The sequence below is a fragment of the Roseomonas aeriglobus genome (assembly GCA_016937575.1).
GTDB lineage: Bacteria > Pseudomonadota > Alphaproteobacteria > Sphingomonadales > Sphingomonadaceae > Sphingomonas > Sphingomonas aerigloba.
The window spans coordinates 2,279,986-2,294,884 of the sequence record JAFHKN010000002.1; the positions used below are offsets into that span (position 1 = coordinate 2,279,986).

The window sequence follows — 14,899 nt, forward strand, 5'->3', positions numbered from 1 at the left end:
CGCCTGATAAACAGGCCCCACCCGCTTTGCCAACAGCAATTTGCGCGAGCGCTTGCACAGCGCTACCCGGCCACCCATGCGCGTTGCCCTGTACCAGCCCGATATCGCCGGAAACGTCGGCGCCGTGATGCGGACCTGCGCCTGCCTGGGCGTCGCGCTCGACCTGATCGAGCCGATGGGCTTCCAGTGGGACGACAAGCGCGTGGCGCGCGCGGCGATGGACTATATCGACCATGTCTCGGTCACGCGTCACGCGGACTGGGACACGTTCCAGGCCCAGGCGGCCGGCCGGCTGGTCCTGCTGACGACGCGCGGCGCGACCCCGCTCCACGACTTCGCCTTCGAGAATGAGGACGTCCTGCTCTTCGGCCGCGAGAGCGCCGGCGTGCCGGAAGAGGTCCACGCCCGCGCCGACGCCCGCGTCGTCATTCCCATGGCCCCACCGCTCCGGTCGCTCAACCTCAGCGTCTCGGCCGCGATCGTGCTGGCGGAGGGGTTGCGGCAGACGGGGGGATGGCCGGGGTAAATGTCCGCTATTGGGCGAAAGCCGACGTTTAGTTTTTCGATCACGCGAAGCGTCTCGCGAGGAAGTACGCGGTGAGCATATTGCAGGGCAAACTTAAAAGCGCGAGCAATCCAAGTCCGACCATTATGAACCCGTGAGGGTCGGGGTTCCAAAGTTCAACGTACACGATCACGGCGATAAGAAACGCGGGAAAGGCCGCTGCGCTAAGGAGCCACAACGCTATCGCCCTAACTTTCAACGCTCGAAGGCAGAAGAAAGTCCACGTAGTCACAAACGCTGATGCTGTAAGAGCAATCGCGAGGATCGGGATATCTGACAGGTTTATCACGCCAAGGACGATACCCGGCTTTAGGGCTCAAACCCAATCAGCAGGTTGAGGCGAAGCGGCTTTCCTGATTCACTGTGATGGTGGATCACGGGAGGCTGGGCGTGGCGCTATTCTGGTTATCGGACGAAGCATGGGCGACGATCGAGTCGCACCTGCCCAAGAACCAGCCCGGGGCCCGGCGGATGGACGACCGGCGGGTGATCTCCGGCATCCTGCATGTGCTGAAGGTCGGCTGCCGCTGGTGCGATTGCCCGGCATAATACGGGCCGTCGACGACGGTCTACAACCGGTTCAACCGCTGGTCGCACCGGGGCTTCTGGCTCAAGCTGCTCGACGCTCTGGTGGATGCCGGCGCGGTGACGAGAAGCACCGCCATCGACAGCACCTATGTGAAGGCACAACGGGCGGCGTTCGGCGCAAAAGGGGGCGTTCGGCGCAGGCGATCGGCCGCTCACGCGGCGGGTGGACCACCAAGGTCCATGCGCTCACCGACGTCATCGGCCGTCCCTATGCGCTGATGCTGACACCCGGCAACGTCAGCGACGTGAAGGCCGCGCCCGCCCTCCTCGAGCGCGCCGGGCGCATGCGCTACCTGCTCGGCGACAAAGGCTACGATGCCGATCAGCTCCGCCGCCTGGCCCGCGATGCCGGTGCCATCCCGGTCATCCCCGGCCGGCGCAATCGCAAGCGCACCGTCCGCTACGACAAGCAACGCTACGCCGGTCGCCACCTCATCGAGAACGCCTTCTGCCGCCTCAAGGACTTCCGCCGTGTCGCCACCCGCTACGACAAACTCGCTGCCAACTTCCTCTCTGGTGTGGCCCTCGCTACCGCAGTCGCGTTCTGGCTATGACGGCGTTGAAAAGTGAAGGCAGATCATGACCGAAGATGAAGCCACGTCAGGCCCGTATCTGCCGCCTGGAACTCCCGTCCGCTATGGCGGTCTTGAGCAAGGTGGCCCGGAATACGGGGTCGTTGTCCATTGCTGGCTCGACGACGAAATCAACGCCTACTACTGCTATGTCGCCTTCTTCGGCAACCAGGAGCCAGCGGGAAAGCCTCCCGAAAAGCCGTACATCCTACGCTATGCCTCGACGTCACTGACGGTTAGCCGCTGATCGGGTGATTGAGTCTGGACCCTAAATCACTAATTCCGGAATGAGGTTGCAAGCGGACGACGCCCTGAGACAATCCGTCCCATCGACTTGCCCCCTCGCCCTCCGCTAAACGCGCCCCCATGCAGCCGTTAGACGCCGAACAGACCCAAGCTCGTCAGTGGTTCGAGCACCTCCGCGACCTGATCTGCGCCGAGTTCGAGGCGATCGAGCGCGAGGCCGGGTCGGACGCCGGGTTCGACTATACGCCGTGGGACCGCGCCGATCCGTCGGGGGCGCCCGGCGGTGGCGGCGTGCGGGGCGTCATGAAGGGCCGGGTGTTCGAGAAGGTCGGGGTCAACGTCTCGACCGTCGGCGGCACGTTCGAGGGCGAGTTCGCCAAGTCGATCCACGGCGCGGCAGAAAATCCGCAGTTCTTTGCGACCGGCATCAGCCTGGTCGCGCATATGGCGAACCCGCATGTGCCCGCGGTGCACATGAACACGCGCTTCCTGGTCACGACCAAACGCTGGTTCGGCGGCGGCGCCGACCTCAACCCGCCGCTGCCCGAGCCCCACGACACGCAGGACTTCCACGCCGAGCTGAAGGCCGCCTGCGACGCCCACGGCGCCGACTATTACGACCGTTACTCGCAATGGGCGGAAGAGTATTTCCGCATCCCCCACCGCGGCGTGAACCGCGGGGTCGGCGGCATCTTCTACGATCATCTGGAAGGCGACTTCGCCGCGAACTTAGCGTTTACGCAGGACGTCGGCCGAGCGTTTCTAAACGCTTACCCACGGATCGTGCGACGGCGGATGAACGATGCCTGGACCCCGGAGGACGAGGCGGCGATGCTTCAGTGGCGGGGGCGCTATGCCGAATTCAACCTGGTCTACGACCGCGGCACGCTGTTCGGCCTGAAGACCGGCGGCAACATCGACGCGATCCTGATGAGCCTGCCGCCGCGCGCGACATGGCCCTGATCCCGGTCGCTAACGCGCAGGTGGCGACGATCGTCACCTCGCTGGACATGCGCGAACGCCCCCGCCCCCGCCCGCTCCCCGATTCGCGGCTGCGGCTGGTGCGGTGGAAGGCGCCCGCGCTCGCCACCTATCGCGCGTTGTTCCGCCGCATCGGCGGGCCGTGGCTGTGGTTCTCGCGGCTGGTGATGGACGATGCGGCGCTGGAGCGAATCGTCCATGACCCGAAGGTCGAGGTCTATGCCGTGCTCGACCCCGCCGGAATCGAGGTCGGGATGCTCGAGCTCGATTTCCGCGAAGGCGGCACGTGCGAGCTATCCTATGTCGGACTGATCCCCGAACTGGCGGGACAGGGGCACGGCCGCTGGCTGATGGCGCATGCGCTGCAGCGCGCCTGGGCGCCGGGGGTCGCGCGGGTCTGGGTCCACACCTGCACGCTCGACCATCCGAAGGCGCTGGGATTCTATCGGGCCAGCGGGTTCGCGCCTTACAAGCGCACGGTCGAGACGTTCGACGACCCGCGCGCGACCGGCATCCTGCCGATAGATGCCGCGCCGCATGTGCCGTATCTGGTAGGATAGATTTACCCTAACCCCCTCCCCTTCAGGGAAGGGGTGAAAGGGATTTACCGTGCCAGCCGCCGATACAGCGCCACCTGGACCAGTGCGAGCACCAGGGCGCCGGCCGCAGTGACGGCGCAGCCCAGACCGGCGGCGATCGCCACGACCACCGGGTTGCCGCCACCGACCCCCGCGAGCGACAGCGCCACGCTGCCGAGCAAGCCGGGGATCAGGAACACCGATGCGTAGATCGCCGCCAGAATCCAGCCACGGTCTGCTGTCAGCGTCCAGCTGCGCGCGATCGCGGCGACGGCGCCGACCGGCGCTTCGGCGACGATCACCGGTCCCATCAGCATCGTGCGACCGTAGATGTAGAAGATCGGTCCGGCGGCGATGACCAGCAGCATCGGCACCGCCAACGCGAGTGTCATGAACCCCGCCATCGGCACCGAGACGAGGATCGTGGCAAGCAGATAGCGCGGCAACAGCAGGAGGGCCCGCCCGAACGCGCCGCTCAACGCGACCGGTTCACGGTTGAGGTAGAGGGCGAACACCGTGAGCGATCCGAACAGCGCGATCAGCGGCGACGCGAGATACCATCCGCCATAGCTCGCCGCCCATGTCTGGATCGCGTCGCCCCACGCGCGCATCGCGGCTTCGTCGCGCCCGTCGGGCAGGGGCGGCAGCGCCGGCAGCAGCAGTTGCGCAGCGAAGGGCCCGAGGAAGAACGCCAGCCCGGCAAGCGGCATCAACAGCCCGCCGTCGCGCCGCCACGCCGCCTGCGCATCGCTGAAGGGAGCGGAAAAGAAGCCGATCACGGCAGCGGGTCGTCCCGCAACGGCCGGACGGCCGTATCGGCGGCGACCGCCGGACGACCGGCCGCGCCGACGATCGCGACATAAAGGCGCGCGCAGAATATGGTCGCCAGCACCGTGAATACCGCGGACACCGCCGCTGTTGCGATGGCGGTTGCCACGCCGGTCAGCGTAATCGGGCCGGTGCCGCTGTCGAACAGCCGCAGGACCGTACCGAATACCGTCTGTACGGCCAGAACCGAGACGAGCGCGACGATCCCGTAGAGCAGAAGGACACCGACGAGCCGCCAGGTCAGCCCGCGCGTCAGGCGGAAGGCATAGGGGATCGCCCCCGCCCCGCGACGCTCCTCGACGATCACCGCGCTCAATGGCGCCAGCCGCGCGCCCAGGAACAGGATCGCGATGATCGCGACCAGACCGTAGAGCGTCGCAATCCCGACATAGGTGCCGTTCAGCCGCTCCACCACGACCTGCCCGGTCGCCATCGCATTTGCATCGATTCCGCCCAGCACCACCAGCACCACGGCCGGCAGCATCAGCAGCGTCGCCGCAAGGCCGATCAGGAAGAAGGCGCCGATCGCCGGCAGCAGCCGCTTGGTGGCGAGGCCGGCCACGTCGCCGGTCGTGCGGCGCAGGTCGACCGCCGCGGCGATGATCGCCAGCTGCGCCCACAGCGACAGCAACGACGCGAACAGCGAAACCAGGCTCAGGCCCATCTTCGCGCCCGGCGCGGCCGCCTCACGCAGCCCCTCCAGGCTGGTCGTCACGCAGGACGGCAGGAAAATACCCAGGATCGCAATCGGGAGGATCACCGACAGTCGATCGCTCAGCGTCTCGACCGTGCGATCCCACACATATCCCATCTTCACCATCGCGCATGTCCCCTTCGTCGCACCGGACCGACGCGGCGCTTAGCGTATAGCGCGGGCGCTTGCCAATCGCACCGCACGCTCGCATCTGAGCGCGATCATGGCCGACCTTCCCGACGATATCGAATGGCGTGTCAGCGCCGCGCCCGTCCCTTATGACGTCGCGCTGGCCGATATGGAGGCACGCAACCTGGCGGTGCAGGCAGGCGAGGCGCGCGAGCTCGTCTGGCTGCTCGAACACCCCCCACTCTATACCGCGGGCACCAGCGCCGACGTCGCCGAGCTGATCGACCCGCGCTTTCCCGTGCACGCTACCGGACGCGGCGGACGCTATACCTATCACGGGCCGGGGCAGCGGATCGGCTATCTGGTGCTCGATCTGGCCAAGCGCGGCAAGGACGTGCGCTGCTTCGTCCATGCGCTGGAAGGCTGGGTGATCGATGCACTGGCCCAGATCGGGATCGACGCCTTTCGGGCCGAGGGCCGGATCGGCATCTGGACCCATGATCCCCACCGCGGCGAGGCGAAGATCGGCGCGATCGGGGTGCGGGTGAAGCGCTGGGTGACGATGCACGGCTTTTCGGTGAACCTGTCGCCCGACCTGTCGCACTTCGGCGGGATCGTGCCGTGCGGCATTGCCGACTATGGCGTGACCAGCGCCCAGGCGCTCGGTCGGGACGCATCCTACGCAACTTTCGACGCGGCGCTGGCGTTTTCTGCGCAGCCGTTTCTGAACGCCCTGTCTTGTCCTACGAAAATCGAGGCTTGAGGGTCACGGGCTGTTTGACTAATGTCCACCCCGATTTGGGTATTACAAGGCGTAGAGCCGGCCCTGATCGCCTTATCTAGGGAGCTTCCACAATGCGTGCACTTCTCACCAAGGCCCTGACCGGCTCGATGATCGCCGGCGCGGCGCTGCTCGTTTCGGCGTGCGGTGGTTCGACCACCAACACCACCGAGAACACCGTGATCACCGACCTGAACGCGACCGACGCGACGATGGACGGCACGATGTCGGACAACATGACCCCGGTCGACGGCGCCATGGGCAACGACATGATGATGTCGAACGACACCATGATGGCGAACGACACCATGATGTCGAACACCACGACGACCACGAACGCGATGTAATCATCGCGTCGCGGCGGGACGCGGGGCCACGGCTCCGCCTCCATCGTGACAGAGACAAGGGCCGCCCGGCACGTCCGGGCGGCCCTTTTCTTTTGTGCCGGGACCGGGGGGTGCCGTGGCCGGCGCCCTCTTACTTCCCCCCCTTCCACCGCTCGTGCCGGGCGGCATCGGACGACATGCGGCACGCCCCGCCCGCTCGACCGCAACTGAGACACCCGCCGTCACGACGCCCCTCCCGAAAGGATCGTTCTCCATCCGTAACCGGATTCGGTTCGTCGCAACCTGTTGCCCCGCCACCCCGAACCCCACAGAAACCGCTTGGGCGCGGGCAGGATTATGCTTAATGAATCCGCGGCTTCGACGGGCTGTATCGTCGACGGCAAGAGGGTGATGATGACGTTGCGTATCCTGACGATGGTCGCGGCCGCAGGTTTGGCGGTTGCGGCGGCAGCCCCGGCGCGGGCGCAGTTCTTCTTCCAGTCGCCGGACTTGCGCGGCCAGCCGGTCGACGGCACCGAACCCGGAATGGTCGGCCAGGCCCTGCCCGGCGCGACGCCCGAGGAACTGAAGGCGGCGCTCGCCTGGAATCTGCGCGCGGCGCTCAACGTCGCGGCGCTACAGTGCCAGTTCGCGCCGCAGCTGCTGACGCTGCCCAACTACAACAAGCTGATCAAGGATCACGAGGCGGAGCTCGCCAGCCAATATGCCGTGCTCGGCAAATACTTCGTCCGCGTCAACAAGACGCCGAAGGCCGGGCAGACCGAGCTCGATAAGTTCGGCACCCGCGTCTATTCCGGATTCTCCACGGTCGGTGCACAGCTGACCTTCTGCCAGACCGCAGGCGAGATCGCGCACATGGCGGTCTTCACTCCACGCGGCAGCTTCACCACGCTCGCGCAGGAACGCCTCCGCCAGCTGCGCAACAGCCTGGTGCTGGCCGGCGAACAGCGCTTCCCCTGGGGCTTCAACCCGCCGCCCGCCCCCCGCCTGCCGCGGTTCGAGGACGTTTGCTGGCGCAAGGAACAGTGGAACGTGAAGACCTGCGGGGCCTACGTCTCGCCCTTCGCCTGAGCCGATGGACACCCCCCGTGCTCCGGCCTTCGCCGGGGCACGGCGCCCTCGTACTCTAGCGCAATCCCAGCGTCTTATGGGTCTGCAGCGACAGGCGCCATTTCGGCCGCGCCATCGCGAAATCGACCGCAGCCTGCAGGTTCGCCGCCCCGCGCGCGTCGTCCATCGGCTGGACGAGGAAATGGCCGAACGCCCACCCCTCCATCGCATCGACGTCGCTACCCGGCTGCGGCCAGACCAGCTTCAGCTCGTCGCCGGACCGCTGGACGACGTCGCTCCCCGCCTTCGGGCTGATGCAGACCCAGTCGATCCCCGGATGTGCGGGCAAGGTCCCGTTGCTTTCCACCGCGATCTCGAACCCCTCGGCGTGCAGGGCGTCGACGATCGCATCGTCGATCTGAAGCATCGGCTCGCCGCCGGTCAGCACGACGAAGCGGCGGTCGCGCCCCGCCCCCCAATGCCGCCCGACCGCCGCGGCCAACGCCGCCGCATCGGCGAACTTGCCGCCGCCCAGTCCATCGGTGCCGACGAAATCCGTATCGCAGAATTTGCAGACCGCTGTCGCCCGGTCCTGCTCGCGGCCGGACCACAGGTTGCAGCCGGCAAATCGCACGAAGACCGCGCGCCGGCCTGCATTCACGCCTTCGCCCTGCAGCGTGAGGAAGATTTCCTTGACCGCGTAGCTCACCCCCCGCGTCCTCAACGCTGGACGGCGTAGACCGTGGGGTCAGGCAGGCCGGCGTCGATGAAGCCCTTCGATCGCAGGCGGCAACTGTCGCACAGGCCGCAGTGCACCCCGCCCGGCGCCGGATCGTAGCACGACCAGCTGATGCCGGCATCGAGCCCCAGTCGTGCCGCTTCGACCACGATCTCGGCCTTGGTCATGTTCTGGAGCGGCGCGCGGATCCGGAACGGCGCACCCTCGACACCCGCCTTGGTCGCCAGTTCGGCCAGTTGCTCGAACGCGGCGATGAATTCGGGGCGGCAGTCGGGATAGCCCGAATAGTCGAGCGCATTGACCCCGATATACAGGTCGCGCGCGCCGATCGCTTCGGCCCAGCCGAGCGCGAGGCTGAGGAAGATGGTGTTGCGCGCGGGCACGTAGGTGACGGGGATGCCCTCGCCCACCCCGCCCTTCGGCACGTCGATGTCCGCGGTCAGCGCCGATCCGCCGAACGCCGACAGGTCGAGCGGCAGGACGACGTGGCGCTCGGCACCGAGCGATGCGGCGATGCGGCGGGCCGCGGCGAGTTCGATCTGGTGACGCTGATTATAGTCGATCGACAGGGCGAACAGGCGGTGACCGTCCTCACGCGCACGCGCGGCGGAAACCATCGAGTCCAGGCCGCCGGAAATCAGGGCGACCGCAACGGTGTCTGAAGATGTCATGATCCCCGCCCGCTACGCTTTTCGCCCGCCGATCGCAATGCGCCAACGACGAAAGGGCCGCCCGAAGGCGGCCCAGTCAGTCTGTCAGCTAGGGAGCTGCGTGCCAAACCCGGCACATGCTCCTTCTAGACTGATGTTGGTTAAGGTCATGTGAACGGGCGTGTTTTCGACGAAATGCCGATGGGCGTCACGCCGCGTCGCGGGCCAGGAAGCCGTCGGCGGCGTGTCGCAACCCGGCCAATGTCGTATCGATCCGGTTCACGTCGTCACCCAAACGCTCAATATCGGTCGCGACGCTTTCGGTGTTGCTGCGGATCGCGGCGATCGTCGCCGACATCGAATCCGCAGCGAGTGCGGTTTCGTCCACCGAAGCCGTAATCGCCGTCACCGTCATTGCCTGCGTTTCCATTGCCGAGCGAATGCGCTCGGCGGAATTCAGCAGCTCGACGACGGTCGACTGGATGCCGGCGTTGGTATCGACGGTGACGCGGGTTGCGGACTGGATGGCGGCGATCTTGGCGGCGATGTCGTCCGTTGCGCGGGCGGTCTGGTTGGCGAGGCTCTTCACCTCCTGCGCGACGACCGCAAAGCCGCGACCGGCATCACCCGCGCGGGCGGCCTCGATCGTGGCATTGAGCGCCAGCAGGTTGGTCTGGCCCGCGATATCGCGGATCAACCCCAGGATCGATTCGATCGACTTGGCATGATCGGACAGCGCCTCGCTCATCCCCACCGCCTCGCTTGCCTGGTCGGAGGCTAGGGCTGCGACTTCGGTCGCCGCTGCGACTTCCAGGCGCGCATCCTCGATCGCGCGAATCAGGCCCGCCGCGGTCTGCGCGGCTTCGCGCATCGCGATCGCCGACTCCTCGGCCGCCGCCGCCACCTCGCTCGTCTTGCCCAGCATGCCGCGCGTGGCGTGCGACGTCGCGCCGGCCTGGGCACGGACCTCCCTGCCCTGCACCGCCGCCTCTTCGATCAACGTCGAGATCGAAGCGCGGAACTTGCCCGCCCGTTCGCCGCGGGCATCCTCGACATGCCGGCTTTGCAGGTCATGGATGTGCGAGGACAGCATGGTCACCTCGAGCGATGCCATACGCAGCACGATGCCCGACAATCTGTGCAACCGCGCGGCGTCGTCACCGACGCGGTCGGCGATGACGTCGATGGTCGCCGAATGCGCAAACGCCAGCGCCGCGAATTGCGCGGACAAAGGGGCGCCCGCGGCCACCGCGCGCTCGATATGCTTGCAACCGATCTCGACCCAGGCCGGATCGGCGACCTGGGCATATTTGGCCTGGATGTACACGACACTTTCGCGCTTCAGCGCGGCCAGCGTCGCCGGGTCGATCCGCGACACGATCGCAGTGTTGGCAGAGAGCGCCAGATAATGCTGCCAATGGGTATCGACGTTCTCCTCTTCCCGCCCGGCGATCGCCGCGGCGACCGCGGCGCAGCCGGCGCGCAGATCGCCGTCCCAATCATATTGGTCGAGCAGAGCGTCGATGTCCCGGAACGTCGCCATCGGATCCTACGCCGCGACTTTGGTCACGAACGCGCCGGTGTTGCCGCGGAGCGCATCGAGCTGCCCTTCAAGCGTGATGAAACCGGCGCCGACGCGGTCGATGTCGGCCGCGACGGTTTCGGTATCCGAACGGATCGCCGCAATCGTCGCCGACATCGAATCGGCGGCAAGCGCGGTTTCGTCGACCGATGCGGTGATCGCGGTGACCGTCGTCGCCTGCGCTTCCATGGCGTGACGGATGCGATCCGCCGAATCCTGCACCTCGACGACCGTTGCCTTGATGCTGGCGTTGGTTTCCACGGTGACGCGGGTCGCCGACTGGATCGCGGCGATCTTCGCGGCAATGTCGTCGGTCGCGCGGGCGGTCTGGTTGGCGAGGCTCTTCACCTCCTGCGCGACGACCGCGAAGCCGCGACCGGCATCACCCGCACGGGCGGCCTCGATCGTGGCGTTGAGCGCAAGCAGGTTGGTCTGGCCGGCGATGTCACGGATCAGCCCCAGAATCGATTCGATCGACTTGGCATGGTCGGACAGCGCCTCGCTCATCCCCACCGCCTCGCTCGCCTGGCTCGACGCGCGGGTCGCGACTTCGGCAGCGGTCTCGACTTCCAGCCGGGCGTCCTCGATCGCGCGGATCAGACCCGCTGCAGTCTGCGCCGCCTCGCGCATCGCGACCGCAGATTGTTCGGCGGCGGCGGCCACTTCGCTGGTCTTGCCCAGCATGCCGCGGGTCGCCAGCGACGTCGCGCCGGCCTGCGATCGCAGCGAGATGCCGGTCTGCGACGCCTGTTCGACCGTCGTCGCGATCTTTTCGCGGAAATCCGTCGCCAGCCGGTCACGCGTCGCGCGTTCGTCATGCAGTTGCAGCATGCGGTACATCGACCCGGTGATGTCACCCTCGAGGCTGGTCAGCCGCATCAGCGCGTCGATCATGCCCGCCAGCGCGGCATCGTCGGCCGGGATTTTGCGCAGCACGATTTCCAGCGCGACACGGTCGCTGGCGCAGATCATGGAACGGAGCGCGGTCGGATCGACCTGGCTCTTGTAGGCCGCCGTAACCGAGCGCTCGATCGATTCGAGCCAGCGCGTCCCGCCGGTGTCGAGGAAGCGGTCGCGCAGGAATGCCGCGCCCAGTGCGATCATCTTGCGGCATTCGTGCGGCGCCCATTCGCGCTGGTCGCCGAAATGCGTCAGCCACTGGCGCCAATAGGCGTCGGAGACGGCGTCGATCTCGGGCTCGATCACGGCCCAGACGGCGCGGCACGTCTCGGTCACGGCCGTATCGAATCCGAAGACGCGCAGGCGGTGGTCGAGGTCGATCTGTGCGGCAAGACTGCGCGGCGGCGGCGGCGTTTCGTTCACATCGGTCTCCGTCGTGGCGGCGCGCGGCCGCCCGTGGTTCGATTGGAACGCTAGCGGGCGAAGGTTAAACGCCCGTTAGTGTCCGCGCGATTCGACCGGATTCGACGTGCAGCCGGGTCGCTCCCTGCGGCAGGCTGGCGAACAGGGTGGATTCGGTCCCCGTCATCCAGACCTGGCCGATGCCTGACAGCGCCTCGAACAGCGCGGCACGGCGCTGCGGATCGAGGTGCGCGGCGACTTCATCGAGCAACAGGACCGGCGCGCGTCCGGTGCGATCGGCGACCAGCGCGGCATGGGCCAGAACGATGCCGAACAGCAGCGCCTTCTGCTCGCCCGTCGAACTGATCGCCGCCGTCTGCCCCTTGTCGAGGTGAGTGACGATCAGATCGCTGCGGTGCGGCCCGATCAGGGTTCGCCCGGCCGCGGCATCGCGGCGACGCCCCTCTCCCAGTCGGCGGGCAAGGTCGTCCTCCTCCCCGCCATCGATCGCCAGCCCGGCCCGCGCGAAGCCGCCCGGTGCGTCGGCCAGCCGCGCATTGAGTGCATCGACCGTCGTTCGCCGGGCATTGACGATGGCCGCGCCGTGTTCGGCCATTGCCGCCTCCAGCGCCGTCAGCCAGTCGGGATCGGCGGGTACTTCGTCGGCCAACAGCCGGTTGCGCTGGCGCATCGCCGCTTCATAGCGCGCAGAGTGATGGGCATGCGCCGGCGCCAGAGCCAGCACCAGCCGGTCGAGGAACCGGCGACGCTCGGACGCCGGTTCGACGAACAGCCGGTCCATCGCCGGGGTCAGCCAAAGGATACTGATCCGCTCGGCCAGCGCCGTCGCGGTGGCAGCGGCGCCATTGATCCGCACGATCCGCCGCTCGGGCGCGGACGCGAGCGTGCCCGTCGCAATCTCGTCACCGCTCGCCAATGTCGCTGCGACGCCGAAGCCGCCGCTGCCGTCGACGCGCGCGATCGCCGACAACGCCGCCCGTCGCAACCCGCGACCGGGCGCGAGCAGCGATACCGCCTCCAGCACATTCGTCTTCCCCGCGCCATTGTCGCCCGCCAGCACGACGAACCCCGGCGTGGCATCGATCGTCGTCGCGGCGTGGTTGCGATAATCGGTGAGGATCAGGCGGGAGAGCATGGAATGCCCGTATCTAGCGCCCATCTGGAAGCACGGACAGCGACTTCCCATCTGTTACGCCTGAGGAACAAAGGGGTGGATATGCTGGAGACGATCGTCGCGTTGGCGCTCATCTGGGGGGCGGTGGCGCTGGCCGGTGACACGCCGACGGGTCGGACGCTGCGGCGAGCGTTCGTCGAGTGGCCGGCCGTTCGGCTGTCACGGATCACACGCGGTCATGTCGCGCTGGCGGTCGTCCTGTTCGGCGGGACCGGTCTGATCGTCGCGGTCCTGGGGCACGAAGCCGCGCGCTTCCTGGCGATGGGCCTGCCGGAGCTGGCGAGCTGGGTGACGATGTTCGAAGTGACCGCCTATCTCGACGCGGCGATTGCGGTCGTCACGGCAGTATCTGCCACGCGCATCGCCGGACTGAAAAGCTGGCTACGCACCCTCCCTAGCATCCGTCGCCCGCGGGATCGCGCGCCCCGGTGCCCGCGGACGGCGCAGGCGATCCGCAAGCCCGCGAACGACGACGAGCCGGGATGGGCGCTGGCGGCCTAAAGCATTCCTCCTCAGCCAAGGGGAGGTGGCAGGCCGCAGGCCTGACGGAGGGGTGTCACCTGTCCGGATAGCGGGACACCCCTCCGACGCGCTGGCGCGCCACCTCCCCTTGCAGGGGAGGATTGCGGTTTCAAATCGCCTGTACGCCCTTCGCCGCCAGCATTGCCTGCGCCTTGTGATACAGCACCGGCTCGGCGATCCCCAGCCGCTGCCGCGCGCTGTCCAGCGGCTCGGTGAGCAAGGTCACATAATCCTCGCCCGACAGCCACTTGGCCCGCTTGCCATGGCGGTATCCTTCCCACACCGCCCGCAGCACCGCGGTGCTCTTCGTCATCGACAGGCTTTTGAGCGCGCCCATGGTCGCGATCGCGGCCCATCCGAGGCCACCGGTCTGCGCATAGGAAAAGGCGACGAGGCACAGCTCGCCCAGATGCTCCTCGGCGGTATAGCCGGTCAGCGTATGCCAGATGTCGTGCATGTCGCGTTCGCGCCGGCCGAACCAGGTATAGGGGTGTTCGACCACCACGGCATCGGGATCGAAATCGTTGATGCTGATGTCGGCCAGGCCCGCAGCCGAGAAGCCGGTGCGATCGAGGAACGCGCGATACGCCGCGCCGACCGTCCCGTCGGGCAGCGAATCGAGCCACGCGCGGTCGCCGAACCTCTCGGCCAGCTCGACGCGTTCATAGGCGATCCGCCCGCCGTCACGCGTAGAGATCAGTTTGCGATAGCCCTTCTGGCTGGCGTCCGCATTCAGCGCGCGCATGATGCGGAAGACCTGCACCGTGTCGTCGCCATTCGCCATCAACCTGCGCAGCGCGCTCCAGGCCGATGCCCAGTCACGCTTCAGCGGCTTGCCGGGGTTGTACGGAGCGGTCGCCGGCACGCGGCGCGTCTCGGTCGGGAAGTCGATTGCCTGGGTGGCCATGACACGTCCTTACTTACAATGATGTCAGTATGACGAATGTGTTGCGCCGAATCAAGATGCCTCAGCCCGCAAGGAACGCAGCACCGCGCTGTGCCGTTCAAGCGCCGAGAAAAGAAGGAGTCACCTGATGGTCGCCGATCCCCGCCCCAGCCTGCCCGTTCCCAGCGCCCATACCTTTGGGCTGCTGACCTTGGGCGCCGCGGTCGTTGGCGGCGGAGCGTATCTCGCGCGGCGGCTGGTGAAGCGCGGGGCTTTTGCCGGGAATGCCGAGCATGCCGCTCCGGACCTGGCGCTGGACAAGCCGCATCCCGGGCCGAAGGACCGCGCGCCCGACGCGTTCCGCCCCGACCCGACGGCGCCGGTTCCGGCGAGCGAGCGAGACGGCCTGCGCCCGGCGACCGGACCGGCGCCGACGATGGTGGCGGGGCGCTCAAACGGGTAAGGTTGGGCTGACCCCCGCCCCAACATCCGTCATTCCCGCGAAGGCGGGAATAAATTCTGGCTGAACGCCGTGAGACTCACCAAATTTGGCGACTATGGATTCCCGCCGTCGCGGGAATGACGATCGCTTAGGTATTGCCCGGAATGGCCGTCATGGGAGTAAATCCCGTGACCTCGGTCGCGGGCGGAGGCCCGCGCCGGC

Annotated in this window: 17 protein-coding genes and 1 pseudogene; 10 read left to right on the forward strand and 8 right to left on the reverse strand. The window is 67.3% G+C overall.

Annotation, left to right across the window (positions count from 1 at the left end; genetic code table 11):
• Window positions 1-76: 76 nt before the first annotated feature.
• The 5 genes and pseudogenes from JW805_11460 to JW805_11480 all read left to right on the forward strand — a co-directional run bounded on the left by JW805_11460 (window position 77) and on the right by JW805_11480 (window position 3,512).
• A complete protein-coding gene (locus tag JW805_11460) occupies window positions 77-526 on the forward strand; it encodes a tRNA (cytidine(34)-2'-O)-methyltransferase (protein MBN2972633.1) in 450 nt (149 codons plus the stop codon).
• Between the two features lie 429 nt (window positions 527-955).
• Window positions 956-1,707, forward strand: a pseudogene (locus JW805_11465) (IS5 family transposase).
• Window positions 1,708-1,732: 25 nt separating this feature from the next.
• A complete protein-coding gene (locus JW805_11470) occupies window positions 1,733-1,972 on the forward strand; it encodes a hypothetical protein (GenBank protein ID MBN2972634.1) in 240 nt (79 codons plus the stop codon).
• A 119-nt stretch (window positions 1,973-2,091) separates the two neighbouring features.
• Complete coding sequence (hemF, locus tag JW805_11475; GenBank protein MBN2972635.1) at window positions 2,092-2,934, forward strand: oxygen-dependent coproporphyrinogen oxidase; 843 nt, start codon at window positions 2,092-2,094, stop codon at window positions 2,932-2,934.
• Complete coding sequence (locus JW805_11480; GenBank protein ID MBN2972636.1) at window positions 2,925-3,512, forward strand: GNAT family N-acetyltransferase; 588 nt, start codon at window positions 2,925-2,927, stop codon at window positions 3,510-3,512. Before hemF ends, JW805_11480 begins: the two co-directional genes overlap by 10 nt.
• A gap of 44 nt (window positions 3,513-3,556) precedes the next feature.
• Here the strand turns inward: JW805_11480 and JW805_11485 are convergent, their stop codons facing one another.
• Window positions 3,557-4,309 (reverse strand): hypothetical protein, encoded by a 753-nt coding sequence (locus JW805_11485; protein ID MBN2972637.1) that lies wholly within the window; start codon window positions 4,307-4,309, stop codon window positions 3,557-3,559.
• Window positions 4,306-5,178 (reverse strand): hypothetical protein, encoded by an 873-nt coding sequence (locus JW805_11490; protein MBN2972638.1) that lies wholly within the window; start codon window positions 5,176-5,178, stop codon window positions 4,306-4,308. The genes JW805_11485 and JW805_11490 overlap by 4 nt, the downstream gene beginning before the upstream one ends.
• 118 nt (window positions 5,179-5,296) lie before the next feature.
• On the opposite strand from JW805_11490, the gene lipB reads away from it, so the two are divergent.
• The 3 genes from lipB to JW805_11505 all read left to right on the forward strand — a co-directional run bounded on the left by lipB (window position 5,297) and on the right by JW805_11505 (window position 7,380).
• Window positions 5,297-5,944, forward strand: a complete 648-nt coding sequence (gene lipB / locus JW805_11495; protein MBN2972639.1) for a lipoyl(octanoyl) transferase LipB — start codon at window positions 5,297-5,299, stop codon at window positions 5,942-5,944.
• 92 nt (window positions 5,945-6,036) lie between these two features.
• Window positions 6,037-6,309, forward strand: a complete 273-nt coding sequence (locus tag JW805_11500) for a hypothetical protein (protein MBN2972640.1) — start codon at window positions 6,037-6,039, stop codon at window positions 6,307-6,309.
• 393 nt (window positions 6,310-6,702) lie between these two features.
• A complete protein-coding gene (locus JW805_11505; GenBank protein ID MBN2972641.1) occupies window positions 6,703-7,380 on the forward strand; it encodes a hypothetical protein in 678 nt (225 codons plus the stop codon).
• Window positions 7,381-7,435: 55 nt separating this feature from the next.
• Here JW805_11505 and queE read toward each other — a convergent pair whose 3' ends face one another.
• The 5 genes from queE to recF form a co-directional block, all read right to left on the reverse strand.
• Window positions 7,436-8,068 carry a 7-carboxy-7-deazaguanine synthase gene (gene queE, locus JW805_11510; GenBank protein ID MBN2972642.1) on the reverse strand — a complete coding sequence of 211 codons (633 nt, stop codon included), beginning with the start codon at window positions 8,066-8,068 and terminating at the stop codon, window positions 7,436-7,438.
• A gap of 11 nt (window positions 8,069-8,079) precedes the next feature.
• On the reverse strand, window positions 8,080-8,769 hold the full coding sequence (gene queC, locus JW805_11515; GenBank protein ID MBN2972643.1) for a 7-cyano-7-deazaguanine synthase QueC: 690 nt from the start codon (window positions 8,767-8,769) through the stop codon (window positions 8,080-8,082).
• Between the two features lie 187 nt (window positions 8,770-8,956).
• The gene (locus tag JW805_11520; protein ID MBN2972644.1) at window positions 8,957-10,291 is read right to left on the reverse strand and encodes a hypothetical protein; all 1,335 of its coding nucleotides are present in this window, start codon (window positions 10,289-10,291) and stop codon (window positions 8,957-8,959) included.
• A gap of 6 nt (window positions 10,292-10,297) precedes the next feature.
• Window positions 10,298-11,434 (reverse strand): hypothetical protein, encoded by a 1,137-nt coding sequence (locus JW805_11525; GenBank protein ID MBN2972645.1) that lies wholly within the window; start codon window positions 11,432-11,434, stop codon window positions 10,298-10,300.
• Window positions 11,435-11,717: 283 nt separating this feature from the next.
• A complete protein-coding gene (recF, locus tag JW805_11530) occupies window positions 11,718-12,788 on the reverse strand; it encodes a DNA replication/repair protein RecF (GenBank protein MBN2972646.1) in 1,071 nt (356 codons plus the stop codon).
• Between the two features lie 81 nt (window positions 12,789-12,869).
• Between recF and JW805_11535 the strand changes: the two genes are divergently transcribed.
• A complete protein-coding gene (locus JW805_11535) occupies window positions 12,870-13,328 on the forward strand; it encodes a hypothetical protein (GenBank protein ID MBN2972647.1) in 459 nt (152 codons plus the stop codon).
• Window positions 13,329-13,458: 130 nt separating this feature from the next.
• On the opposite strand, the gene JW805_11540 is transcribed toward JW805_11535, so the two are convergent.
• The gene (locus JW805_11540) at window positions 13,459-14,256 is read right to left on the reverse strand and encodes a hypothetical protein (GenBank protein MBN2972648.1); all 798 of its coding nucleotides are present in this window, start codon (window positions 14,254-14,256) and stop codon (window positions 13,459-13,461) included.
• A 127-nt stretch (window positions 14,257-14,383) separates the two neighbouring features.
• On the opposite strand from JW805_11540, the gene JW805_11545 reads away from it, so the two are divergent.
• A complete protein-coding gene (locus JW805_11545) occupies window positions 14,384-14,698 on the forward strand; it encodes a hypothetical protein (GenBank protein MBN2972649.1) in 315 nt (104 codons plus the stop codon).
• Window positions 14,699-14,899 lie beyond the last annotated feature (201 nt).

Coding starts and splice junctions, on each gene's coding strand:
- JW805_11460 (MBN2972633.1), top strand. CDS start 77: ATGCGCGTTGCCCTGTACCAGCCCGATATCGCCGGAAACGTCGGCGCC.
- JW805_11470 (MBN2972634.1), top strand. CDS start 1,733: ATGACCGAAGATGAAGCCACGTCAGGCCCGTATCTGCCGCCTGGAACT.
- hemF (MBN2972635.1), top strand. CDS start 2,092: ATGCAGCCGTTAGACGCCGAACAGACCCAAGCTCGTCAGTGGTTCGAG.
- JW805_11480 (MBN2972636.1), top strand. CDS start 2,925: ATGGCCCTGATCCCGGTCGCTAACGCGCAGGTGGCGACGATCGTCACC.
- JW805_11490 (MBN2972638.1), bottom strand. CDS start 5,178: ATGGTGAAGATGGGATATGTGTGGGATCGCACGGTCGAGACGCTGAGC.
- JW805_11500 (MBN2972640.1), top strand. CDS start 6,037: ATGCGTGCACTTCTCACCAAGGCCCTGACCGGCTCGATGATCGCCGGC.
- JW805_11505 (MBN2972641.1), top strand. CDS start 6,703: ATGACGTTGCGTATCCTGACGATGGTCGCGGCCGCAGGTTTGGCGGTT.
- queC (MBN2972643.1), bottom strand. CDS start 8,769: ATGACATCTTCAGACACCGTTGCGGTCGCCCTGATTTCCGGCGGCCTG.
- JW805_11520 (MBN2972644.1), bottom strand. CDS start 10,291: ATGGCGACGTTCCGGGACATCGACGCTCTGCTCGACCAATATGATTGG.
- JW805_11525 (MBN2972645.1), bottom strand. CDS start 11,434: ATGATCGCACTGGGCGCGGCATTCCTGCGCGACCGCTTCCTCGACACC.
- recF (MBN2972646.1), bottom strand. CDS start 12,788: ATGCTCTCCCGCCTGATCCTCACCGATTATCGCAACCACGCCGCGACG.
- JW805_11535 (MBN2972647.1), top strand. CDS start 12,870: ATGCTGGAGACGATCGTCGCGTTGGCGCTCATCTGGGGGGCGGTGGCG.
- JW805_11540 (MBN2972648.1), bottom strand. CDS start 14,256: ATGGCCACCCAGGCAATCGACTTCCCGACCGAGACGCGCCGCGTGCCG.
- JW805_11545 (MBN2972649.1), top strand. CDS start 14,384: ATGGTCGCCGATCCCCGCCCCAGCCTGCCCGTTCCCAGCGCCCATACC.